This window comes from Lacibacter sp. MH-610 (assembly GCF_045780045.1).
Lineage (GTDB): Bacteria > Bacteroidota > Bacteroidia > Chitinophagales > Chitinophagaceae > Lacibacter.
On sequence record NZ_CP116002.1, the window covers coordinates 127,226 to 149,004 of the forward strand.

The 21,779-nt window shown below is 41.2% G+C and carries 24 protein-coding genes; 9 read left to right on the forward strand and 15 right to left on the reverse strand.

All coding sequences use genetic code 11. The annotated features are described in order from the left end of the window. Window positions 1–16: 16 nt before the first annotated feature. The 3 genes from PDL71_RS00595 to PDL71_RS00605 form a co-directional block, all read right to left on the reverse strand. Window positions 17–871 (reverse strand): flavin reductase family protein, encoded by an 855-nt coding sequence (locus PDL71_RS00595; RefSeq protein ID WP_407524085.1) that lies wholly within the window; start codon window positions 869–871, stop codon window positions 17–19. A gap of 80 nt (window positions 872–951) precedes the next feature. Beyond that, window positions 952–1,344 carry a GxxExxY protein gene (locus tag PDL71_RS00600; protein WP_407524087.1) on the reverse strand — a complete coding sequence of 131 codons (393 nt, stop codon included), beginning with the start codon at window positions 1,342–1,344 and terminating at the stop codon, window positions 952–954. Between the two features lie 99 nt (window positions 1,345–1,443). Then, on the reverse strand, window positions 1,444–2,451 hold the full coding sequence (locus PDL71_RS00605; protein WP_407524089.1) for a fumarylacetoacetate hydrolase family protein: 1,008 nt from the start codon (window positions 2,449–2,451) through the stop codon (window positions 1,444–1,446). A 79-nt stretch (window positions 2,452–2,530) separates the two neighbouring features. Between PDL71_RS00605 and murC the strand changes: the two genes are divergently transcribed. Continuing rightward, window positions 2,531–3,910, forward strand: coding sequence for a UDP-N-acetylmuramate--L-alanine ligase (gene murC, locus PDL71_RS00610; RefSeq protein ID WP_407524091.1), 1,380 nt, complete (start codon window positions 2,531–2,533; stop codon window positions 3,908–3,910). Between the two features lie 59 nt (window positions 3,911–3,969). Continuing rightward, entirely contained in the window at window positions 3,970–4,632 is a 663-nt protein-coding gene (locus tag PDL71_RS00615; RefSeq protein ID WP_407524093.1) for a sterol desaturase family protein, read from the forward strand. A gap of 165 nt (window positions 4,633–4,797) precedes the next feature. On the opposite strand, the gene PDL71_RS00620 is transcribed toward PDL71_RS00615, so the two are convergent. The 9 genes from PDL71_RS00620 to PDL71_RS00660 all read right to left on the reverse strand — a co-directional run bounded on the left by PDL71_RS00620 (window position 4,798) and on the right by PDL71_RS00660 (window position 13,255). Beyond that, window positions 4,798–5,568: a DUF1080 domain-containing protein gene (locus tag PDL71_RS00620; protein ID WP_407524095.1), complete on the reverse strand. Its 771-nt coding sequence runs from the start codon at window positions 5,566–5,568 to the stop codon at window positions 4,798–4,800. A gap of 24 nt (window positions 5,569–5,592) precedes the next feature. After that, complete coding sequence (locus PDL71_RS00625) at window positions 5,593–6,000, reverse strand: c-type cytochrome (protein ID WP_407524097.1); 408 nt, start codon at window positions 5,998–6,000, stop codon at window positions 5,593–5,595. A 29-nt stretch (window positions 6,001–6,029) separates the two neighbouring features. Then, window positions 6,030–7,085 (reverse strand): sugar phosphate isomerase/epimerase family protein, encoded by a 1,056-nt coding sequence (locus PDL71_RS00630; protein ID WP_407524099.1) that lies wholly within the window; start codon window positions 7,083–7,085, stop codon window positions 6,030–6,032. A gap of 50 nt (window positions 7,086–7,135) precedes the next feature. Further along, window positions 7,136–7,522: a GxxExxY protein gene (locus PDL71_RS00635; protein ID WP_407524101.1), complete on the reverse strand. Its 387-nt coding sequence runs from the start codon at window positions 7,520–7,522 to the stop codon at window positions 7,136–7,138. A gap of 183 nt (window positions 7,523–7,705) precedes the next feature. Further along, the gene (locus PDL71_RS00640; RefSeq protein WP_407524103.1) at window positions 7,706–8,863 is read right to left on the reverse strand and encodes a Gfo/Idh/MocA family protein; all 1,158 of its coding nucleotides are present in this window, start codon (window positions 8,861–8,863) and stop codon (window positions 7,706–7,708) included. Between the two features lie 73 nt (window positions 8,864–8,936). Beyond that, complete coding sequence (locus PDL71_RS00645; RefSeq protein ID WP_407524105.1) at window positions 8,937–9,359, reverse strand: DUF2846 domain-containing protein; 423 nt, start codon at window positions 9,357–9,359, stop codon at window positions 8,937–8,939. Between the two features lie 23 nt (window positions 9,360–9,382). Further along, window positions 9,383–10,789 (reverse strand): Gfo/Idh/MocA family protein, encoded by a 1,407-nt coding sequence (locus PDL71_RS00650; protein ID WP_407524107.1) that lies wholly within the window; start codon window positions 10,787–10,789, stop codon window positions 9,383–9,385. 29 nt (window positions 10,790–10,818) lie between these two features. After that, window positions 10,819–11,466 carry a gluconate 2-dehydrogenase subunit 3 family protein gene (locus tag PDL71_RS00655; RefSeq protein ID WP_407524109.1) on the reverse strand — a complete coding sequence of 216 codons (648 nt, stop codon included), beginning with the start codon at window positions 11,464–11,466 and terminating at the stop codon, window positions 10,819–10,821. 40 nt (window positions 11,467–11,506) lie between these two features. Then, window positions 11,507–13,255, reverse strand: a complete 1,749-nt coding sequence (locus PDL71_RS00660) for a GMC oxidoreductase (protein ID WP_407524111.1) — start codon at window positions 13,253–13,255, stop codon at window positions 11,507–11,509. A gap of 189 nt (window positions 13,256–13,444) precedes the next feature. Between PDL71_RS00660 and PDL71_RS00665 the strand changes: the two genes are divergently transcribed. The 6 genes from PDL71_RS00665 to PDL71_RS00690 all read left to right on the forward strand — a co-directional run bounded on the left by PDL71_RS00665 (window position 13,445) and on the right by PDL71_RS00690 (window position 19,317). Continuing rightward, complete coding sequence (locus PDL71_RS00665) at window positions 13,445–14,641, forward strand: nucleoside permease (RefSeq protein WP_407524113.1); 1,197 nt, start codon at window positions 13,445–13,447, stop codon at window positions 14,639–14,641. After that, a complete protein-coding gene (locus PDL71_RS00670) occupies window positions 14,638–15,519 on the forward strand; it encodes a hydroxypyruvate isomerase family protein (RefSeq protein WP_407524115.1) in 882 nt (293 codons plus the stop codon). The genes PDL71_RS00665 and PDL71_RS00670 overlap by 4 nt, the downstream gene beginning before the upstream one ends. An 82-nt stretch (window positions 15,520–15,601) precedes the next feature. After that, a complete protein-coding gene (locus PDL71_RS00675) occupies window positions 15,602–17,302 on the forward strand; it encodes a GMC oxidoreductase (protein WP_407524117.1) in 1,701 nt (566 codons plus the stop codon). Window positions 17,303–17,318: 16 nt separating this feature from the next. Next, window positions 17,319–17,939 carry a gluconate 2-dehydrogenase subunit 3 family protein gene (locus PDL71_RS00680; RefSeq protein WP_407524119.1) on the forward strand — a complete coding sequence of 207 codons (621 nt, stop codon included), beginning with the start codon at window positions 17,319–17,321 and terminating at the stop codon, window positions 17,937–17,939. An 11-nt stretch (window positions 17,940–17,950) separates the two neighbouring features. Then, entirely contained in the window at window positions 17,951–18,844 is an 894-nt protein-coding gene (locus tag PDL71_RS00685; protein ID WP_407524121.1) for a sugar phosphate isomerase/epimerase family protein, read from the forward strand. Window positions 18,845–18,891: 47 nt separating this feature from the next. Beyond that, on the forward strand, window positions 18,892–19,317 hold the full coding sequence (locus PDL71_RS00690) for a YybH family protein (protein ID WP_407524123.1): 426 nt from the start codon (window positions 18,892–18,894) through the stop codon (window positions 19,315–19,317). Window positions 19,318–19,324: 7 nt separating this feature from the next. Here PDL71_RS00690 and PDL71_RS00695 read toward each other — a convergent pair whose 3' ends face one another. The 3 genes from PDL71_RS00695 to PDL71_RS00705 all read right to left on the reverse strand — a co-directional run bounded on the left by PDL71_RS00695 (window position 19,325) and on the right by PDL71_RS00705 (window position 20,881). Next, window positions 19,325–19,552 carry a hypothetical protein gene (locus PDL71_RS00695; RefSeq protein WP_407524125.1) on the reverse strand — a complete coding sequence of 76 codons (228 nt, stop codon included), beginning with the start codon at window positions 19,550–19,552 and terminating at the stop codon, window positions 19,325–19,327. 72 nt (window positions 19,553–19,624) lie between these two features. Next, window positions 19,625–20,086, reverse strand: a complete 462-nt coding sequence (locus tag PDL71_RS00700) for a hypothetical protein (RefSeq protein ID WP_407524127.1) — start codon at window positions 20,084–20,086, stop codon at window positions 19,625–19,627. A gap of 24 nt (window positions 20,087–20,110) precedes the next feature. Then, on the reverse strand, window positions 20,111–20,881 hold the full coding sequence (locus PDL71_RS00705; RefSeq protein WP_407524129.1) for a glycoside hydrolase family 25 protein: 771 nt from the start codon (window positions 20,879–20,881) through the stop codon (window positions 20,111–20,113). A gap of 64 nt (window positions 20,882–20,945) precedes the next feature. Here PDL71_RS00705 and PDL71_RS00710 point away from each other — a divergent pair, with 64 nt between their 5' ends. Next, entirely contained in the window at window positions 20,946–21,767 is an 822-nt protein-coding gene (locus PDL71_RS00710; protein ID WP_407524131.1) for an alpha/beta fold hydrolase, read from the forward strand. Window positions 21,768–21,779: the final 12 nt, after the last annotated feature.

A 21,779-nucleotide genomic window follows, 5' to 3' on the forward strand; every position in this document is an offset into this window, starting at 1 on the left:
AATGTGATAAGATTGTTTAACTGTCTGCCAACAGCACCTGCCAGGCTTCTTTCACTTTTCCTGCATCCAGCAGCTCTTTCGCATACTTGTGCAGCTCTTTATCCATTTCGTCTGTATTCAATGAAAAATACTGGATGATGTTTTTGAGTTGTTCATCTTCAAAGGTATTATCAACAACGGGATACTCATGCACATTAGCAAGTTGGCCCAGGTTGTTTCCCGTTAGAATGCTGCTGTTACGGATACTCTCCGGCAAAGCATCAATACCGATACCAAGTTTTACATTTGGTTTCTCCACCGCAAACAAATTGGTTGCATCTACTTTGCAATACCAGTCACCCCCCAATCTTGCAATATGATGCAGCTTGCGTTGATCAATCATCGTTTTTTCTGCATTAAGAATTGCATCATCTACATGCATCTTCAGCACTTCACAAATCACCAGGTTACCGGCGCCCCCTTCTTCTCCCAGTGGTTTTACTTCGAGCACCTTGCATTCCATCTTCACTTTACTTTCTTTTACCATGGGCGGCCGTACAATAGTAGCCGCTTCTTGTGTAAAACCGGCTTTGACAAACTCATTGACTTCTTTGGGGAATTCACAACTGCTGAGGCTCACCTGCTGCACCATATCATAATCAACGATGTTGATGACTACTTCCGGAACTTCCAATACATTTTGTAAAGTATGCTTGGTGGTATTGTCTCTTACCCTTCTTGATGGTGAAAACACAACTACCGGCGGATTGGATGAAAACAAATTAAAAAAGCTGAAGGGGCTGAGGTTGATGTTCCCTTGTTTATCAATGGTGGATGCAAAACAAACAGGGCGTGGCGCAACAGCGTGTTGCAGCCACTGTTGTTTTTGCATGGGATTGAGTTGTTGTAAGTCAATTATCATATTTTTATTTGGCGCAGAGAACATGAGAAACAAGAGTTCACCGCAGAGTTTTAAAAATCATATACAATTCTCTTAAATCCATCTTTTAAAAGAGGAACATTGAAGTTAATCAGGTATCCGAGTTTTCGATTCGATAGCTTCAGATAAGTTATCACCTGGAATTGATAAACAGGATTCATCAATTCAACAGATTTATTTTCAATGATCACTTCATCTTCAACAAGCAAATCAATTTCATAGGCTTTCCCTAAAGGTTGTGCTTTATACATTAATTCAACCGGCACTTTAGCTTTAACTTGTAATCCTCTTAATTCCAGTTCATGCTTCAGTGCAAGTTGATAAGCAGATTCCAACAAACCTGAACCAGGTTCACGGTGAACGGTTATGGCGAAGTCAAGAATTACTGCTCCGATTTCATTAAGTTGCTGATTTGTGAATGACATAAGCGTAGATATTTAAGATGAAGAATCTTGTGAACTTAAATATCTGCATTTTAAACGCTCTGCGCAAACTCAGCGCTCTCCTTTCTCTGCGCCAAAACCTCATAACTTTTTCTTCGCAAGAATCGAAAAATCATCTTCCTCTCTCACCATCGTATTACTCAGTTTGCCCAAGCCATCAATTTCCATATCCACCACATCGCCTTCCTTTAACCATTGCTCTGTATAATTAGCATCATTTAACTTTCCCGTTCCATTCAATTCTAAAAAGCATCCTGTTCCAACTGTTCCGCTTCCAATCACATCACCGGGAAATAAATCCACACCGTAAGAAGCACGTTCAATAATTTCAGCAAAGGTCCAATCCATATCTTTTACATTGCCATCACTCACCTGTACACCATTTACCCAACACTTCATACCCAAATTCCAGTTCAATCCTGTATGATGTTCTTTAGCAGGTACAACAAATTGTTCCAGTTCATCCAATGTAACCAACCACGGGCCAATCGCTGTGGCAAAATCTTTTCCTTTGGCCGGGCCCAGGTTCAGCAACATTTCTTCCATCTGCAAACGACGGGCACTGAGATCATTCATGATCATCAAACCCCCAATGTATTGATCCGCTTCTTGTGCACGGATATTGCGGCCATGCTTACAGATAACAATTGCAACTTCCAGTTCAAAATCCAGTTTCTCAAAATGATCAGGCATGCAACGCACTTCACCCGGACCAACAATACCATGATGATTGGTAAAATAAAAGATGGGGTACTGATCAAACTCAGGAATCATGTCTACTTTCCGGTTTCTTCTTGCCGCTGCCACATGCTGACGGAACGCATACCCATCCCTGCAACTGGGTGGCATGGGTACAGGCGCCAGCAATTCCACATCACCAATGTTCTGCACATTTCTCGGCACTAATCTTCCCTGTTCCACTGAAGCCATTGCTGCCTTTGCAGCAGGAAAATAATCTTCCCAATAACTTAAAAAAATATTCATACTGCTGGGTAATTCCGGATGCAGTGAATCCATATCATAAACAGTATCATTTAGCAGAACCGCTAATTGCTCGTGACCTTCTTTTAAGTAGGAAATTAATTTCATACAATCGTTTTATGTGATTGCGCCAAAGGTAGAGAAACAACCTTCATCTAATTCAGCAATTCTTCTACATTTGTCTCCTATGATTACCTCCATCAACGATTTTCAAAAACCTTTTTTCATTGGTATTGCCGGCACCGGTATGAGTGCGATTGCCCAATATTTACAGGGCATTGGTAAACAGGTAAGCGGCAGCGACCGTTATTTCCATCCTGATCAACCGAATGAAACCAAAGAAAAACTGGAAGCAGAAGGTATCCTGTGTTTTTTACAGAATGGAGAAGGTATCACCAATGAAACAGACCTGGTGGTAGTATCAACGGCCGTTGAAGATACGGTGGAAGAAGTGATCAAAGCCAGGCAACTCAACATTCCCATCATCAAACGTGCAGAACTCTTAGCCATCATTGCTCAAAGCAAAAAGACAATTGCTGTGGGCGGCACCAGTGGCAAAAGCACCACCAGTGCCATGATCTTTGATATTCTGCAGCACGCAGGTATGCAGCCCAGCATCATCAGCGGCGCAGGGTTAACAAGTATTATAAAAGAAGGCAAAATCGGTAATGCCAAAGTTGGTAGTGGTGATTGGCTGGTGATTGAAGCAGATGAAAGTGATGGTAGCATTGTGTTGTACACACCTGAAGTTGGTTTGCTGCTCAATATTGATAAAGACCATAAAGAAATTGATGTACTCATGGATGTGTTTGAGCAGTTTCAGCAACACACCAAAGAATTTTTTGTAGTGAACCAATCGCATGCACTGGCAAAAAAATTATCAGTAAATCCGCAGCATAATTTTTCTGTGGATACAGCAGATAATGCAGCGTATCATGCTGCTGATTTTAAACAAGAGGGCTTGAATATTTCATTCACTATTAACCATTCACCATTCACTCTTAATGCCCTTGGCAAACACAGTATGGAAAATGCACTGGCAGCAGCCACTGTTTGTCATCTTATCGGTGTTCCCTTAACCATTGCAGCAGAAGCATTGCAACATTACGAAGGCATTTACCGCAGGCACCAGGTATTTGGGCAAAAGAACGGTGTATGGCTCATTGATGATTATGCCCATAACCCGGCTAAATGTGCGGCCAGTATCCAGGCCTGCCAACCCATGGCTGAAAAAGTGATTGCCTGGTTTCAGCCGCATGGCTATGGTCCAACCAAATTTTTGCGACTTGATTTTGTGGAAGAGATCAGCAAAGTGCTGCGGCCGCAGGATGAAATATGGATGAGTGAAATTTTTTATGCCGGCGGCACAGCAGTGAAAGATATTTCGGCCAATGACCTCATCAACGATTTACAATCAAAAGGTTGTAACGCATTCTTTGTGGAGAACCGGAATGATTTTACAGAGACAGCACGTAAGCATTTTACCAGCAACACTGTATTGTTACTCATGGGCGCCCGTGACCCTTCGCTGGAACAGTTTGCCAAAAAAGTATGGGAACAGATTTAACAGGAATCATTCGTTGATTTTTTTCCCCTTCCTATCTTTGCTATCCGAAATGTGATTGTATGAAATTTGAAAAAATTCATAACAAGGGACAGGCGCAGCTATTTAAAAACCCTTATCTCGAAATGCTCACCAAAACACACCCACTTGTGATTTGGGGCATGTATTTACCTGTTATCATTGGTTTCCCCTGGCATGCCGCTGATAAATTTCTGTTTACATCAACCATTATCGCTTCTGTATTTATTGCAGGTATGTTATTCTGGAGTTTTTTTGAATACCTCATGCACCGTTTTGTGTTTCATATGGTGGCAGAGAGTGAACGTGCCCGTAAATTTATTTATGTATTGCATGGCAACCATCATGAGTATCCAAGGGATAAAGAGCGGTTGTTTATGCCACCGGTTCCAAGCTTAATTATTTCATCGCTTATTTTCTTTGCCATGTATGCAATCATGGGTAATTATGCTTTTGTTTTCTTTCCCGGTTTTATGCTGGGCTATCTCATGTATGGCACTATGCATTATGCCATTCATGCCTGGAACCCGCCCATGAAATGGATGAAACCATTGTGGCGCAATCATCATTTGCATCATTACAAAAATGAAGAGCAGGGTTTTGGTGTAAGCAGCACGCTATGGGATCATGTGTTCGGAACCATGTTCGATTTAAAGAAAGAAAAGGAAGATAAAGAGAAAGTAAAAGAATTAATGTTTAAGAAATGAGGATGTTACCGGCTGTGGTTTTTCATAGCATCGTCCCTTGCGTCGCACACATCAGAGTTTAGTTTTTCATTGCAGCAGAAAACAGTTTTATTAAATTCAAAGAACAATTTCATTTGAAGTTAAAAGAAGAGAGCGGCCGTTGGCCGCTCTCTTCTTTATAAACTCTTACAATTTCCTGATCTTAATATTCCTGTACCAAACATGATTACCATGATCCTGTAAAGCAATGCGTCCTTTATTGTAAGTGCCGAAATCTTTCCACTGTTTAAACTTACTGCCGGCTATCATTTTCTTCCAGCCTTCATCCCACATTGTTGTCGTTACTACTTTCTCACCGTTGAGATAAAACTCAAGGACACCGTTAACAGATTTGATTTCTGCAAGATTCCACTCCAATGCCGGTTTTACGGTTTCAGGAGTTGAAGTAATTAAATCATATAAATCACCGGCACGGTGTTTTATGATCTTTGCATCAGGATGGCACTTGTTGTCCAGTACCTGCATTTCAGGTCCTGTCATCCAGGGAAATTTATACCTGGTGGTATCTTCTTTTACATAGAACATAATACCGCTGTTACCACAGGTATCAATCTTCCACTCCAGTTTAAGATGAAAGTTATCATACTCTTCATCACTTACAATATCACCACCGTCTTTGATCTGCCAGTTATCTTTTTGATTGGCATCCAGGTGCAGGGCGCCGTCTTCCACCTTCCAGGCGCTTCCCACCGGAAAGCCGCCATACTTATGCCAGCCCTTGGTTGTTTTGCCATCAAACAATGAAACCCATCCTTCAGCTATTTCTGTTTCTGTGAGTAAAGGAGTTTCTGTGGTCATGGTTGTAGCAGTTGTATCAGAAGCAGAACCGGCGGCACCTTCATTATTACAGGCGTTCATCAAGCCTGCAACGGAAAGCATAAAAATTAAACGTAACATGCAATTAGATTTTAGTTTGATCAATTATTTGTTTCTGAGCATCAGAATATATTTTACCATTTTTTCAGCATCCGCAGGATTAACTGCAGGGTTTGGCGGCATGGCTACATCGCCCCAAACACCACTGCCTCCCTTCACTACTTTTTCAGAAAGCATTTTTATATTCTCAGGCGTATTCTCATACTTGTTGGCCACATCACGGTAAGCCGGGCCTGTAAGTTTTTCATCTACTTTATGACAGGTTAAGCAAAGGTTCTCCGGTTTAGCAACCAATGCAAGACCTTCCTGGTAAACGGGATCATCAGAAATGGACGGAGCCGCCGGTGTTTCCGTTTTAGATTCTTCTTTAGTGGCTTCTTTTTGATCATTACCTGAGCCGCCGCATGCAACGAAAAGCAGTACAACTGCTGATGTGAATAATAACTTTTTCATATACCTTGTTTTAGTTGTTAAAAAATAAATCAATCCAATCCGAGTATTTTTCTGTTAGTGGCCACATCACTTTCACCACCTGCAAAATCATCAAAAGTTTTATCAGTAACACGGATGATGTGATTTTTAATGAACTCAGCACCTTCCCTGGCTCCGTCTTCCGGATGTTTAATACAACATTCCCATTCCATCACCGCCCAGCCATCATAGCCATACTGTGTTAACTTACTGAAGATGGTTTTAAAATCCACCTGCCCATCACCGGGACTACGGTAGCGTCCGGCCCTGTTTAACCAGCTTTGATAGCCGCCAAAAGTTCCCTGTTTACCGGTGGCATTAAACTCTGAATCTTTTACATGAAATGCTTTAATGCGCTCATGATAAAAGTCGATGTATTGAATATAGTCTAATTGCTGCAATACAAAGTGGGATGGATCATACAACAAACAGGCACGTGGATGGTGATTAACTTTTTCGAGAAACATTTCATACGTAATACCATCAAAAATATCTTCACCGGGATGTACTTCATAACAAACATTCACACCGCATTCATCAAAGTAATTTAAGATGGGCAGCCATCGTTTGGCCAACTCTTTAAATCCTTCTTCCACCAAACCATCCGGACGCTGCGGCCAGGGATGAAACGTATGCCATAATAACGCACCACTAAATGTAGCATGTGCTGTTAACCCTAAATTTTGAGAAGCTTTAGCACCATACATTACCTGTTGCACGGCCCATTGCTGTCTTGCTTTGGGATTGTTCTTTACTTCATCAGCTGCAAATACATCAAACATGGTATCGTAAGCCGGGTGCACCGCCACGAGCTGACCCTGAAGGTGTGTACTCAGTTCAGATATCTGCAAACCATAGCTGTTGATCTTCCCTTTCAGTTCATCTGCATAGGTTTTACTTTCTGCTGCCAGTTTCAAATCAATCAATCTTTTTTCCCAAGTAGGAATTTGGATGGCTTTAAAACCTAATGATGCAGCCCACTCACAAATGGATTCCAGGCTGTTAAAAGGAGGATGATCTCCCATGAATTGAGCTAAGAAAATAGCAGGTCCTTTGATTGTTTTCATGTTATACCATTTGAGTCCCACGCATAGGAGCGGAGGGCGCAGAGTTGATTTTATTTGTCAATAAAATTATTTGCTATTCGTTTAATTCCGTCTCTTAAATATTCCACATTAAAATTAATAACAAGTCCTATTGTGATCTTTGTGAGACGCAAATAAGTTTTGAAAACTTTGTATTCTACAGGCGGTACTGTTTCCTTTGATTTTATATCTACAAGTACTGCATCATCTACCATTAAATCATAACGCAAGTCAATATTCATTCTAACTTCTTCATATATAAACTCAATATTTTGCTGCCGTTTTACTTTTAAGCCTCTTTTGGTGAGGCGATAGTACAGTAACTCCTCATACACTTTCTCTAATAACCCGGGGCCAACATCTCTGTGAATCTTTATTGACTCTTCGATGATAATGCCTGTTATTGCGTTTATTTCCATAAGACTTATTTATACAGCAAGCTGATGATGAGTTTTTTTCACGCAGAGGGGCAGAGGGCGCAGAGGAAAAATGCTTCGCATTTTATTTAAAAGAACATTCACTATTCAATACTTTAAAAAATTAATCAAGAGAAATTTGCTTTAGCAAATTCATCTCTGCGCCCTCTGCCCCTCTGCGTGCCATCATATTTCAAACTCTTTCCACTTCACATCACTTTTACCGCTTTCAATCACATTATCTACAAAAGCCATTCCACGAACACCTTCATTCACACTTGGAAAATCAAGCCACTCTTCCCTCGGAGTTATTCCGTCAATTTTTGCAGCAACAGTTAATGCAAAATTGCGGTACATATTTGCAAAAGCTTCCAGGAAACCTTCCGGGTGACCGGCCGGCGTTCTTGTATTATGTGCAGCAAAAGAACTGTTATAGCCGCCACCTGTTCTGTAGATTTCAGTTGGCTTATCTAACCATTTTACCAACAGGGTATTGTTATCTTCATGCTTCCACTCAATACCACCTTTTTCTCCGTACACACGGATTTTTACATTGTTCTCTTCACCTGCTGCAATTTGTGTAGCCATCAATACACCCGTTGCACCATTGTTGAATTTGAGAAACGCTGCACCGTCATCATCCAGCATTCTTCCTTCTACTACAATATTGATGTTGGAACAAAGGTGGGTTACTTCCAAACCGGTGATATACTCCGCCAGGTTAAAGGCATGGGTGCCGATGTCTCCCATACTTCCTGCCTTACCGCTCTTCTTGGGATCTGTACGCCAGCTCGCCTGTGCCTGACCGGTACCTTCCAAAAACGTACTTAACCAACCCTGCGGATACTCCACATATACTTTTCTTACTTTACCCAACGCTCCGCTCTTAATAAACTGTTTGGCCTGTTTTACCATAGGATAACCCGTGTAGGTGTGACAAAGCAGTAAGCTCAATCCTGTTTCTTCCACTTTCGCTTTGAGTTGTTTGGCCTGGTCTAATGTAAAAGTGATGGGCTTTTCAATCACCACATGAAACCCTTTTTCCAATGCCATCATCGCCGGTTCAAAGTGTACAAAGTTGGGCGTAACGATACTTACAAAATCAATACGCTTTTCTGCAGGCATTGCTGCTTCTTTTTCCAGCATTACTTTATAGTCTGTATAAATTCTGTCTTCATCTAAAAACAAAGACTTACCGGAGTCAACTGCTACTTCAGGATTGATGCTGAGAGCACCTGCTACCAGTTCAATTTGTCCATCCATATTCATAGCCAAACGATGTACGGCACCTATGAAAGCATCTTTACCGCCGCCAATCATGGCCATTCGTAATTTTCTGTTCATATGAATTAAGTTATAAAATTAAATTTACGTTTCTGGTCTATGTGCGTGTTTGATGTTTATCAAATAAAAAATCTCACTCACATTTAGTATCTTCTTTTAGTGTTTCCAGTTCTTTTTTGGCTGTGTTCTCGGTAATCTCTTCGCAATACACATTGTTTACAAAAGCACCGTTTTTAAACACTACACGGAGATAATATGATTTTCCGGGCTCCAGCGTCAATTCAAATCGCTCTGCCTTTTCTTTTAATGTAGTTCCGCCAAACTGTACTGAAAACGTATGTTTTCCGGAAGACACTTCATGAACTGTATAACGTTTATTGTTTAGTCTGCATAGAAACTGATCGTCAATAAATGTTTTAAAGGCAGCAGCAGAACCGATATAGCCTGTATTTCTCAGGAAATATACTTTGCTTTTAGCTGATGCAGTATCAGTTGATTGAGCTGCAGTAACAGAGGCAATTACAATAATAAGGACACTTGTAAAGATTGATTTCATGGTTTTTATTTTGTATGTATTATTTAAAGGTTCCACCCATTCCGGTATTCTCTTTTCACAAACTGGTTGGCTTCATCAAAATTGGTGATCTTCATATTCTTTGCATCCCATAGTAATGTTTTACGGCCAGCAAATTTACCACTTGCATTTTTCAACTGCCAGCTGCGAAGTGCAAGATTACCCATCAATATGGATTCTGTTAACGGACCAGCATAATCAAACGATGAACTCAACTCATTTTTTCCATAGCCGGCAATACAGGCATTCACCCATTGCAGGTAATGACCTTCCGGAACACGTTTGAGTGTTTGCTTTACATTCACACTCTTCATACGGCTCAGCGGCAACAAACGTGGATTACTTCCATATGTACCACACATCATCTTTCCTTTGGTGCCTTCAATAATCACACCTCCACTACCGTCTTCGTCGCCCATGGGTTCATCAGGTAATAACTCATCCGGCCTGTCCGGACGTATACCACCATCCATCCAGTGTAATTCAATTTTACTTTTTCCATCTTTGGAAGGAAAGCGTAATGTAATGGAAGATGCCAGCGGACAACTATCAGGATAGCTGCTGGGTGTCCACATTTGTTCATATACAGCTGCGGTGCTGCATTCTACTTCTGATGGATATAACAGTCCCACTGTTTTAAAAGCAGGATCAATTAAATGACAACCCATATCACCTAATGCACCGGTGCCAAAACTCCAGTAACCACGCCAGTTGAAGGGCACATAACCATCTTTATAATCTTCCCATGGAGCAGGACCTAACCATAAATCCCAATCAAGTTCTGCAGGAACGGGTGCTGTTTTTTTAGGTTTGCCCATACCCTGCGGCCATACGGGTCGGTTGGTCCATACATAGATAGTATGTGCATTACCAATGATGCCGGCGTTGTACCACTCCTGCATTTTACGCACGCCATCACCACTGGCTCCCTGGTTACCCATTTGCGTGACTACTTTATACTTTCGTGCTGCTTCGGTAAGCATACGTGCTTCATATACAGAATGTGTGAGCGGCTTTTGTACATACACATGCTTGCCCATTTGCATGGCAGCCATGGTAGCTACAAAATGTGTATGATCCGGTGTGGAAACAGAAACCGCATCAATGGTTCCTTTTTCTTTTTCCAGCATTACCCTGAAATCTTTATAATAAGGTGCATTGGGAAAATTCTTGCGTGATTGCTTTGCCTGGCGGTCGTCCACATCACAAAGCGCAACAATATTTACGTTTGGACTTTTGGCAAACTCCCAGAGATCGCTGGTGCCTTTACCACCAACGCCAATACCGGCAATATTGAGTTTATCACTGGGGGCTACATAACCACGCCCCAGCACATGGCGGGGAACAATAAAAAAGCCGGCGGATGCCATGGCAGCATCACGGATAAATTTTCTCCTGTTAAGCTTACTCATAGATGATTATTTTCTATAGATATTTTAAATCAAATACACTCTTTCAGTTCCTTTTCTGTGTAACTATACCCGTATTGTTTCAGTACCTCATCCGGCACACCAGCCCACTGGTTAGGCCTGTTGCCCAGGTAGCCCACATCTTTCACACCTATTTCTGAAGTATAAAAACCGGTTGCGGTTAAGTTTCGCATTAAATTAAAAAACGCAACACCTTGTTTCAGCTCCGGCTTAGCTTTTTCAGGGTAGGCAATTTCATCAATCATTGCCAATTGCTGTTTTGAATCACAATCCTTAAACGCTTTTTCATAACGTTCAAAACATTGAAGGTCCAGCCATTTTAAACCGCCACGCATGGGTGTTTGATGTTGCGGCATATCTTTTACAATAAACTCAATAAAGGCAGGTACCCCCGCTTCACTGGCGCTGCCACTCACCTCATCTTTGGGAATAATGATATCGGCCAATACCGTAATCGTTGCCATTTCATGTGTGGTGAAAAAAGTTTCTGCCTCCAGCTTCTTTTCATACTCCGCTTCTTCTTTCATACGGTCAATGCCGGATGATGCAGGTTGCTCAGCTGTTTTTGCCTTATCCTCTGCTGTTGTGCATGCATCAACCAAAACAGAGGAAGCAACGGTACCAACAAGAATGGCTTTGATGGAATCTCTTCTTTTCATAAAAAAATATTTTCACGCAAAGGCGCAAAGCCCGCTGAGTTTATAAATTGTTTTTCTTTAACTGATCAACGATATATTCACTCGCCCGCATGCTCAACGCCAGTATTGTCCATGTAATATTTTTATCTGCCTGGCTCACAAATGCACCGCCATCAACAACAAATAAATTTTTACAATCATGTGCCTGGTTGTATTTATTCAAAGCGCTGCGTTTGGGATCATTGCCCATACGCACTGTACCTGCTTCATGAATAATTTCGCCGGGTTTGTTTAAACCGTACATATTCTTTTCATCATCATCATTGCCCCAGGTAATCACAGCACCCATATTGTGCATGATTTCACGAAAAGTTTCCTTCATGTGTTTAGCCTGCTTGATTTCATAATCGCTGAACTTCACATTGAAACGCAATACAGGAATACCGTACTTATCTACCACATGCGGATCAATTTCACAGTAATTACTTTCAGTTGCTATCATCTCACCTCTGCCCGCCATGCCCACACCTGCTCCATAGAAATAACGGTAATCTTCTTTGAGTGAAGCTCCATAACCACCTGCTTCTTTTTGTTTGCCTGCCACGGCGTATTTACCATTATAAGTATGAATATCCCAACCAAAGCCATAAGCAGGTTGTCCCATGCCACCCCAATACTCAATATGATAACCACGTGGAAAATCCAGCTTCTTATTATCCAGCCACCATGGGCTGTAAATATGGGCACCGCCTACTCCATCTTCATTGTAACGCTTGCGTCCAAATAACTCCGGCAATACACCACCCATAGCAGCACCGGTGGAATCATGCAGGTACTTACCTACTACATTACTGTTATTCGCCAACCCATTGGGATGACGTGGCGATTTAGAATTCAGTAACAATCTTGCACTTTCGCATGCACTCGCAGCCAGGATTACCACTTTGCCTTTTACCTGGTATTCCTGGTTCTCCTCTTTATTAATGAAACTTACTCCCGTTGCTTTCCCTTCTTTATTTGTGAGCACTTCACGTGCCATGGCATTGGCAATCACATCTACATTGCCGGTTTTGAGTGCAGGATAAATTAACACATTGGTACTGGAGAAATCAGCTTTGGCCATACTGCAGTTACGTCCGCATTGGGCACAATAAAAACAAACACCACGCTCTGTTGTGCTTTCAATTTTTTTGGTGAGAATGGATAAGCGTGATGGAATAACATTCACACCTGTAGTTATTGCCGCCTTCTTAATCATCAGCTCATGCAATCTTGGCTTGGGCGGGGGTAAGAAAAATCCATCAGGATCATTTTCCAGACCTTCATTGGTTCCAAATATGCCGATGAGTTTATCAATGGCATCATAATAGGGTTTGATGTCTTCATAACCAATGGGCCAGTCATCACCCAAACCATCAATGCTTTTGCGTTTAAAATCTTTTGGACCAAAGCGAAGTGAAATTCTGCCCCAGTGATTGGTTCTACCTCCCAGCATACGTGCCCGCCACCACAACCAATCCGTTCCTTCAGCTTTGGTATAAGGTTCTCCATCTACAGTCCATCCCCAGTAACATCCATCAAAATCTCCAAAGGGGCGATACTTGGTAGAAGCTCCTCTCCGTTTGCTTTCCCATGGATTTTTTAATTGTGTTACGTTGAGTTGTGGATTGTACATAGGGCCGGCTTCCAGCAACGCCACTTTCAATCCGGCTTTACTAAGCTGGTAAGCCGCCATACCGCCACCGGCACCGCTGCCTACAATTACAACATCATATTCTTTTGGATGAACTTTTACCTGGAACTCTCCCATGACAAGCAATTAATTTGAAGTGTTTAAAGATAAGTATGAATTCATACGTAAGTAAAAGTGCATTGCAATTTTATTTTAGTCTTGTTGCAAACGTTTGCTGTATTCGCTCATCATTTTTCCTGTTGATGAATGCAGAATATTCCTAAATTTAGAACTCACTTCAACCAACCAACTTAAAACCGATTGCACATGAACATGAACACAAGGGTTCAACTGGCTGTAATGATGTTTCTCAATTTTTTTGTGTGGGGCTTATGGTTTGTAACCATGAATAGCTATTTAAAAAGTATGGGAGCATCTGGAGAAAACGTAGGACTTGCATATGGTACGCAAGCACTGGGCGCTATTATAGCTCCCTTTGTGATCGGCTTAATTGCTGATAGATTTTTTGATGCTCAAAAAATTCTGGGCATTTTACATATTGCAGGAGCAGCATTGATGTATTTACTATACAAGCAAGAAAATTTTGAAACGTTTTATCCTTTTCTTCTTGCGTATATGATTATTTACATGCCTTCGCTTGCCTTGGTAAATGCAATAACGTTTAAGCAGCTTACAAATCCCGAGAAAGAATTTTCTGGATTTAGAGTTTGGGGAACAATTGGATGGATTATAGCTGGATTGCTTGTAGGATGGTTTGCATGGGAAGGAAAAGAACTTGGCAATACATTTCTCTATGCATGTATTTTTTCTGTAATCCTTGGATTGTTTAGTTTCTTTTTACCCAAAACCCCTCCTCCCAAAAAAGGAACCAAAGCAAATCTTTCAGAAATTATTGGTCTTGATTCTTTAAAGCTTCTTAAAGATTGGAACTATTTAATATTTTTTGTTGCTTCTGCTCTTATTTGTATTCCATTAGCGTTTTATTACCAACAGGCAGAAAATTTCTCGAAAGAAGCTTTGCAAGTTAAGAATGCTGCGGGTTATATGACGATGGGCCAAATTTCAGAAACGGTGTTTATGTTTTTGATGCCTTGGTTTTTTTCACGCTTCAATGTGAAAAAAATGTTGTTGTTCGGAATGATTGCATGGGCATTAAGGTACTTATTGTTTGGCTTCTCTGAAAATGGGATATGGATGGTGTATTTAGGGATTATTCTTCATGGTATTTGTTATGATTTCTTTTTTGTTACAGGTCAGATTTATACTGACCAAAAAGCAGGGGAAAAGATAAGATCGTCAGCGCAAGGAATGATTACACTTGCTACTTATGGCCTTGGTATGCTTGTTGGTTTTTGGGTCGCAGGAAAAATTGTAGATAATTATACAGTTGACCAAATTGTAAAATGGAAAAACGTATGGCTAATACCTGCTGGCATTGCTGCTGTAATAGCATTACTATTTTTATTATTATTTAAAGATAATAAAAAAGCTGCTGAAGCATGAGTCATTCATCACGCAGAGAAGCATTAAAAAAACTGGCAGTCGGTTCACTGGGATTTGCAGGAGCCGGCACCCTGTCGTCTTTTGCTGTAGAGGATGAAAAGCTCAGAAATAATATCAATCATTCCGTTTGTTACTGGACGCATAATTTTCTTTCCCTGGATGAGTTGTGTGTGCTGGTGAAAAAAATCGGGTTCAATGCAATTGATTTGCTCACTCCTAAAGAATGGCCCACGGTACAAAAGCATGGTATTACCTGCTCCATGTGCTATACAACAGGTAAAATCAGTTTAACCGAAGGCTGGATTGACCAAAAAAATCATGAATGGCTCATTAAAGATTACCTGGAAGCCATTCCTTTAGTGGCGGCTGCAGGTTATAAAAACCTGATCTGCTTTAGCGGCAACCGCAAGGGCATGGATGAAGAAACAGGATTGCAGAACATGACCAACGGTATTAAACAAATTATTGGTTTGGCTGAAAAGCATGGTGTCATCATTCAGATAGAAGTGTTCAACAGCAAAGTGAATCATCCTGATTACATGGCTGATAACACCAGATGGACGATTGAATTATGCAAACGCATTGGTTCGCCCAACTTTAAGATTCTCTATGATATCTACCATATGCAGATAAGTGAAGGAGATATCATCAGCACTATTCAAAAGAATCATCAATATTTCGGGCATTATCATACAGCAGGTGTGCCCGGCCGGCATGAAATCAACGAAACACAGGAACTATACTACCCTGCCATTATGAAAGCTATCGCTGCCACCGGTTATACCGGATTTGTAGCACAGGAATACATGCCTACCGGTAAAACCAAAGAAGAAAAAATTGCCGCTTTAAAAAAAGCTGTTAAAATATGTGATGTGTAAACGGGCGGGATTATTTTGACAATTATCAAATCATATAACTAAGTAAACAACATACATTTAAATCTAAACTTAAACTTGTCATATGCCGGATAACAATCAATTCGACGCCATTGTAGTTGGCTCAGGTATCAGCGGTGGATGGGCCGCTAAAGAACTTACTGAAAGAGGTTTAAAAGTACTGGTGCTGGAGCGTGGTAAAAACATCGAGCACATCAAAGATTACAAAAATGCCAACAAAGATGTGTGGGATTTTCCGCATCGTAACGGTCGCACACAGCAGATGATTGCTGACTATCCTTTTCTCAAGAGAGATTATCCCTTGCGTGAGTCCATGGTGGATAACAACTGGGCTCCCTGGGCGAATGATAAAGACAATCCATATGAAGAAACCAAACGCTTCGATTGGTTTCGTGGCTACATTGTAGGTGGCCGTTCCTTGTTATGGGGCCGTCAATCCTATCGTTTTAATAAATGGGATTTTGAAGCCAATGCCAAAGAAGGCATTGCGGTTGACTGGCCGGTTCGTTATGATGAGATTGCTCCCTGGTACAGTTATGTAGAAAAATTTGCCGGCATCCAGGGCAGTAAAGAAGGTTTGGATGTGTTACCGGATGGCGAGTTTTTACCTGCAATGGAAATGAATTGTGCTGAAAAAGATGTAGCTGCTAAAATTAAATCGCATTACAAAGGCAAACGTCATATGTTCATTGGCCGCAGTGCAAACATTACGCAACCAAAGCCTGAGCAAAACCGTGTAAACTGTCAATACCGTAACCGTTGCTGGTATGGTTGTCCGTTTGGTGGTTATTTCAGTTCTAACTCTGCTACGCTTCCTGTAGCTATGAAAACAGGAAACCTTACATTGGTGGCAGACAAGATCGTTACCAAATTAGTATATGATAAGGATAAGAAACGTGCAACAGGTGTTGAAGTAATTGATACCAACGATAACAAAACTTACGAGTATAAAGCCAAGATTATATTCCTCTGCGCCTCCTCTTTCAACAGTACCTGGATCTTAATGAACAGTGCTACTGATATCTGGCCGGGAGGTTTGGGCAGCAGCAGCAATGAGTTAGGGCATAATGCAATGGATCATCATTTCCGCCTGGGGGCTTTTGGTACCGTAGAAGGTTTCAGCGATAAATATGAGTATGGCCGTCGCCCAACGGGTATATATATTCCTCGTTTCAGAAACGTATATGATGATAAGCGTGATTACCTGCGTGGCTTTGGTTACCAGGGTGGTGCACATCGTGGCCGTGGTGCTGATGTAGCTGAGTTTACCATTGGTGAAGAGTTGAAAGCAGCGATGAGTGTTCCTCAAGAAAACTGGGGCATCAACATTACTGCCTTTGGAGAAATACTTCCTTATCATGAGAACAAAATCTCCCTCAGCAAAACCAAAAAAGATAAATGGGGATTGCCGGTGCTGGATATGGATGTAGAGATGAAAGAGAATGAAAAGAAGATGCGCATCGATATGATGAATGATGCCGCAGAAATGTTAACGGCCGCAGGAGTAAAAAATGTAAGTACGTATGATGCCGGTTATTACCCGGGTATGGGTATTCATGAAATGGGTACAGCACGTATGGGTCGTGATCCCAAAACAAGTGTACTCAACGGCAATAACCAGGTATGGGATGCACCCAATGTATTTGTTACAGATGGTGCGTTCATGACCAGCGGCAGTTGTGTAAACCCGTCGTTAACGTATATGGCATTTACGGCAAGAGCAGCTGCTTTTGCTGTAGAAGAACTCAAAAAACAAAATCTTTAATTCTAACTTTTTGAATATGAATCGTCGTGATTTATTAAAACAAATAGCCATTCTTACGGGTGGTACTGTTATTGGCGCTGAAATATTTTTAAGCGGTTGCGGTACGGGCCCTAAAACCAATGCAGGATTTACAGCAGATATCATTGCGATGCTGGATGAAGTAGGCGAAACCATTATTCCTGCCACTTCAACTCCCGGTGCTAAAGCAGCACAGGTAGGTGAGTTTATGAAAATATGGGTAACAGATTGTTACACGCAAAAACAACAGGATGCATTCATGAAAGGAATCAGCTCGCTGGAAGAAGCCTGTAAAAAAATGCATAACAAATCTTTTATGGAATGTGATGCCAAACAACGGCACGACTTTTTGGTGAGTCTTGAAAAAGAAGCCAAAGACTTTAACACCAAAAAAGACGAAGCAGATAAACCACTGCGTGAAGCAGCACAAAAAGAAGGAAAAGAATTTGAAGCAACCCCACCGCATTATTATACAATGATGAAGCAGATGACACTCAACGGATTCTTTACTTCCAAAACAGGAGCTACTGAAACACTTCGTCATATACAGGTGCCCGGTAAATATGATGGTGCCATGCCTTATACAAAAGGTGAAAAAGCGTGGGCCGAATCCATTTAAAACAAAAAATGATGAGCTACAATCGCAAAGAATTTATAAAAACAGCAGCCATGGCTACGGCCGGTCTTTCACTTACCAATGGTTTACTGGCTTGCACAGATGAAGGAAAAGAATTGCAATACGGCATCCAGTTATACACCGTTCGTAACGATGTATTCAAAAATCTGGAAGGAACTCTGCAATACTTAGCCAAAGCCGGTTATCAGCAAATTGAATTGTTTGGTTTTGATGGCAGTAAGTTTTTTGGTAAAACACCCAAAGAGCTGAAAGCCATTTTTGATGCCAATGGTTTAACAGCACCCAGCGGTCATTACTATCTGCCGCCCGTTTTGTACAATGGAAATAAAGATTTGTGGAAAGTAACAATAGAAGCAGCCAAAACTATGGGTAGTGAATACATGGTGATTCCCTGGCTGGATGATAAACACAGAAGTGCAGAAGACTTTAACAAATTAGTGGGCACCATCAATGAACTGGCAGTACTCACTAAAGATGCAGGCATGAAGCTGGCTTATCATAACCATGAGTTTGAATTTGGAAAAGCAGAAGATGGTAAAACATTTCTTCAGCATTTGCTGGATGGAACGGATAAGAATATGGTGGACTTTGAACTGGATCTGTACTGGGTGGTGTATGCAGGTGAAAACCCGGCAGATTGGTTTAAAAAATACCCCGGCCGTTTTACCATGTGGCATGTAAAAGACATGACCACCAATAAAGAAGGAAAAAAAGAAAGTACACAGGTGGGCGATGGTACAATTGATTTTACTTCTATTTATGCGCAACGCAAACTATCCGGTTTAAAATATGGTTTTGTAGAACAGGAAGCCTACACCATGCCGGAAGAGCAATGCGTTAAAAAAAGTATTGAATACATGAAGAAAAAGAGATGGGGCAACTCATAATAAAAAGCGGCGATGAGCCGCTTTTCTTTTTACTGTAACTTAAGCTAATGAAACAAGCTATTCTTTTACTCCTTCTCGTTACAGGATACACCGCAACGGCACAAACAAAAGATAAACAACAAATCCGGGCGAAACTTGATGAACAGGTGCTGGCATGGAACAAAGGAAATATTGATGACTTCATGAAAGCCTATTGGCAAAGTGATTCACTTATGTTCATTGCCGGCAATGGGATTACGTATGGTCATAAAGCTACCTTGGAAGGGTATTACAAACGCTATCCGGATACCGATGCCATGGGGCAGCTTACCTTCACCATTCTGAAGGTAAACCGTATTTCAAGCGATAGTTATTTTGTTACCGGTAGATGGTTTTTAAAACGGGAAAAGAAAGGTGATGTGGGTGGTTACTTTACGTTGCTTTGGAAAAAGATCAATAATGAATGGGTGATTGTAGCAGACCATACAAGTTAGCAATTAACTACACATGACCTTTCCATAGCCTGTAGAAATAATAGATAAGTGCAGTAAGTGTAATTGAAAAAATAATGTAATAGACGATATTCCCAATACTTGGGCTTCCTTCAAAAAAAGCCCAGTTAAAGTAAATGCCCCCGGTCATATGAACTAACAGAAACAACATTCCCATGCTCACCGTTTGGATAATGCGTTTTAAAAAATCTCTTGTTTCCGGTTCAATTCCGCTCATAATCAGTTTTTAGAAGGTAAAACAAAAAATGCTGCTTTTAGTTGCAGCATTTCTGTAGGAAGATTTTTTATTTTATAAAGTATAACGGATGGCAAGACCGCCCCAGTTTCCGTAAAACCCGTTATAACTGCCGCTGCCCAGCTCCACTGCCGGTTGCCAGTCCAGGGCAATATTTAAAGGAGCCGAGGGTACTTTATAGTCAATACCAATCACCCCGTCAATACCAACGCCGGTATAACCTTTATAAATACTTACATGAGCACCGGCACCTATATACCAGCGTAAATTTCCTTCTGTATTCAAATCACCATGAATTTCATATAAACCGGTGATACGTGTGCCACGGTTATAAAAGAAGCCGGTAAACTCTAAAGCTGTTTTTTCTGAAACAAATGTTTTAAGGTTAGCACCACCGCCATTCCAAACCTTAATACCTATGGCGGTTTTATAATCATTACTGTTTGCTGTGCCGTTTTGTGCAGAAGCTGCACCACCAATTACCAGGAGAAAAAGGATCAATAAGTACTGTTTCATTCGATTATTTTTTTTCAAAGGTAATTATTTCAGCAAGAGTTGTTGAAATGCTGTGCTATCGCCATTGAACACATTAAAATCAACCGCTGCAGCAATTCCGTTTACTTTCCCTTTTTCACTATGCTGCCAGAAATGCCAGTCACGGCTGATGCGGGGTGCCGTGGGTTGCAGGTAATGTGCTGCCCATAACGGGTAATCATCAAATTCACCCGCCAGGTATTTTTTATAAAAATCCACATTGGTATAAATAATCGGCTTTACACCATAAGCCAGTTCTGCAGCATAGAGCCATGCTTTTAACCGCTGCTGCAGTAATTTCTTATCTGCACCATAGGTTTGCTCCACATCAACTACAGGTGGTAAATCGCCGGGCGTATAACTTACTTTTTTTATAAAGTTCCTGGCTTGCATTGTTCCGTCCTTGGTAGCCAGGAAAAAATGATAAGCACCTCTTGTAAGCCCTGCTTCTTTTGCTTTGCGCCAGTTACGTTTGAAGTGCGAATCTTCATCACCAATTCCTTCTGTTGCTTTAATAAATACAAAGTCAATATGGACACCTTGTACCTGCATTTCCTTTACAGAGTGCCAGTTAATAATATTCTGATAACGGCTTACATCAATGCCATGAATGGAATAACCCTCAGGAATAGGAATACCAAACTCTTTGTAGCGTATTGTTGCTGCCCTTTGCTCCAGCCACCATAAATACCCAAACAAACAAACTGCACCTGTAACAAAAAAACCGGCAAGAAACAGAACCAGGTTTCGGGTAAACTTTTTTTTACTGCGTGCCATAAACTGCTGCAAATCTATCTTTGAAAAAGTTTACACTCAGTAAATATTTTCAGATTTAACAAGGATGCAGCGATTCTTTACAGAATATGAACAAGCAACCTTTTCTTACCTCAAAGGAGGAAGTGGAAAAGAAGTACTCGTATGTCTGCATGGATTTGGCGAAGAGGCAGCAAAATTCGCATTTCTGGAAAAACATTTGGGAGATGCCTTTACGATTTATGCACTCGATTTTCCCTGGCACGGGGAAACGAAATGGCACAAAACACTCACTTTTCCTACGAAAGGAATGATGCTCCTGTTAGAACAAATGATTGATGACTATAAAAACAAAAAGATCCATCTGCTTTGCTACAGCATGGGCGGACGTGTTGGTTTAAGTTTACTGGAACGAATACCGCAACAAATTGAAACAGCTACATTTCTTGCGCCGGATGGATTGAAAGTAAATTTCTGGTATTGGCTGGCCACACAAACAGGGGCAGGTAATAGTCTGTTTCGCTTTACCATGCAATATCCGCAGTGGTTTGCATGGATGGTGGATGTGCTCAAACGTGCAGGATGGATCAATATAAGTGTAGCCAAATTTGTACATGCCTATATTGACAATAAAAAGATGCGGGATGATCTCTACCGCATCTGGACAACCATGCGCAAGTTCCGTCCGCATCTGCAACAGGTGAAGCAGCAGATCATCAAACACCGGATTCCGGTTCATTTACTCTTTGGTGAGTACGACCGTGTGATCTTGCCGGCATATGGTTTCCGCCTTCAAAAAGGAGCAGAACCTTTTGTACGTGTAACTGTTCTGAAAAGCGGTCATCAACTCCTGAAAGAAAAAAATGCTGCTATAATTGTACAGGCGCTTACTGCAGCCACACTCAAATAAACTTTCAGATTC

Excerpts from the sequence above, each read along its gene's own strand:
- PDL71_RS00650 (WP_407524107.1), bottom strand. The coding sequence starts at position 10,789 with ATGAGTAAGCTTAACAGGAGAAAATTTATCCGTGATGCTGCCATGGCA.
- PDL71_RS00625 (WP_407524097.1), bottom strand. The coding sequence starts at position 6,000 with ATGAAAAAGTTATTATTCACATCAGCAGTTGTACTGCTTTTCGTTGCA.
- PDL71_RS00685 (WP_407524121.1), top strand. The coding sequence starts at position 17,951 with ATGAGCTACAATCGCAAAGAATTTATAAAAACAGCAGCCATGGCTACG.
- PDL71_RS00675 (WP_407524117.1), top strand. The coding sequence starts at position 15,602 with ATGCCGGATAACAATCAATTCGACGCCATTGTAGTTGGCTCAGGTATC.
- PDL71_RS00640 (WP_407524103.1), bottom strand. The coding sequence starts at position 8,863 with ATGAACAGAAAATTACGAATGGCCATGATTGGCGGCGGTAAAGATGCT.
- PDL71_RS00665 (WP_407524113.1), top strand. The coding sequence starts at position 13,445 with ATGAACATGAACACAAGGGTTCAACTGGCTGTAATGATGTTTCTCAAT.
- PDL71_RS00605 (WP_407524089.1), bottom strand. The coding sequence starts at position 2,451 with ATGAAATTAATTTCCTACTTAAAAGAAGGTCACGAGCAATTAGCGGTT.
- PDL71_RS00710 (WP_407524131.1), top strand. The coding sequence starts at position 20,946 with ATGCAGCGATTCTTTACAGAATATGAACAAGCAACCTTTTCTTACCTC.
- PDL71_RS00670 (WP_407524115.1), top strand. The coding sequence starts at position 14,638 with ATGAGTCATTCATCACGCAGAGAAGCATTAAAAAAACTGGCAGTCGGT.
- PDL71_RS00680 (WP_407524119.1), top strand. The coding sequence starts at position 17,319 with ATGAATCGTCGTGATTTATTAAAACAAATAGCCATTCTTACGGGTGGT.
- PDL71_RS00690 (WP_407524123.1), top strand. The coding sequence starts at position 18,892 with ATGAAACAAGCTATTCTTTTACTCCTTCTCGTTACAGGATACACCGCA.
- PDL71_RS00630 (WP_407524099.1), bottom strand. The coding sequence starts at position 7,085 with ATGAAAACAATCAAAGGACCTGCTATTTTCTTAGCTCAATTCATGGGA.
- murC (WP_407524091.1), top strand. The coding sequence starts at position 2,531 with ATGATTACCTCCATCAACGATTTTCAAAAACCTTTTTTCATTGGTATT.
- PDL71_RS00600 (WP_407524087.1), bottom strand. The coding sequence starts at position 1,344 with ATGTCATTCACAAATCAGCAACTTAATGAAATCGGAGCAGTAATTCTT.
- PDL71_RS00655 (WP_407524109.1), bottom strand. The coding sequence starts at position 11,466 with ATGAAAAGAAGAGATTCCATCAAAGCCATTCTTGTTGGTACCGTTGCT.
- PDL71_RS00700 (WP_407524127.1), bottom strand. The coding sequence starts at position 20,086 with ATGAAACAGTACTTATTGATCCTTTTTCTCCTGGTAATTGGTGGTGCA.
- PDL71_RS00705 (WP_407524129.1), bottom strand. The coding sequence starts at position 20,881 with ATGGCACGCAGTAAAAAAAAGTTTACCCGAAACCTGGTTCTGTTTCTT.
- PDL71_RS00595 (WP_407524085.1), bottom strand. The coding sequence starts at position 871 with ATGCAAAAACAACAGTGGCTGCAACACGCTGTTGCGCCACGCCCTGTT.
- PDL71_RS00660 (WP_407524111.1), bottom strand. The coding sequence starts at position 13,255 with ATGGGAGAGTTCCAGGTAAAAGTTCATCCAAAAGAATATGATGTTGTA.
- PDL71_RS00620 (WP_407524095.1), bottom strand. The coding sequence starts at position 5,568 with ATGTTACGTTTAATTTTTATGCTTTCCGTTGCAGGCTTGATGAACGCC.
- PDL71_RS00615 (WP_407524093.1), top strand. The coding sequence starts at position 3,970 with ATGAAATTTGAAAAAATTCATAACAAGGGACAGGCGCAGCTATTTAAA.
- PDL71_RS00635 (WP_407524101.1), bottom strand. The coding sequence starts at position 7,522 with ATGGAAATAAACGCAATAACAGGCATTATCATCGAAGAGTCAATAAAG.
- PDL71_RS00695 (WP_407524125.1), bottom strand. The coding sequence starts at position 19,552 with ATGAGCGGAATTGAACCGGAAACAAGAGATTTTTTAAAACGCATTATC.
- PDL71_RS00645 (WP_407524105.1), bottom strand. The coding sequence starts at position 9,359 with ATGAAATCAATCTTTACAAGTGTCCTTATTATTGTAATTGCCTCTGTT.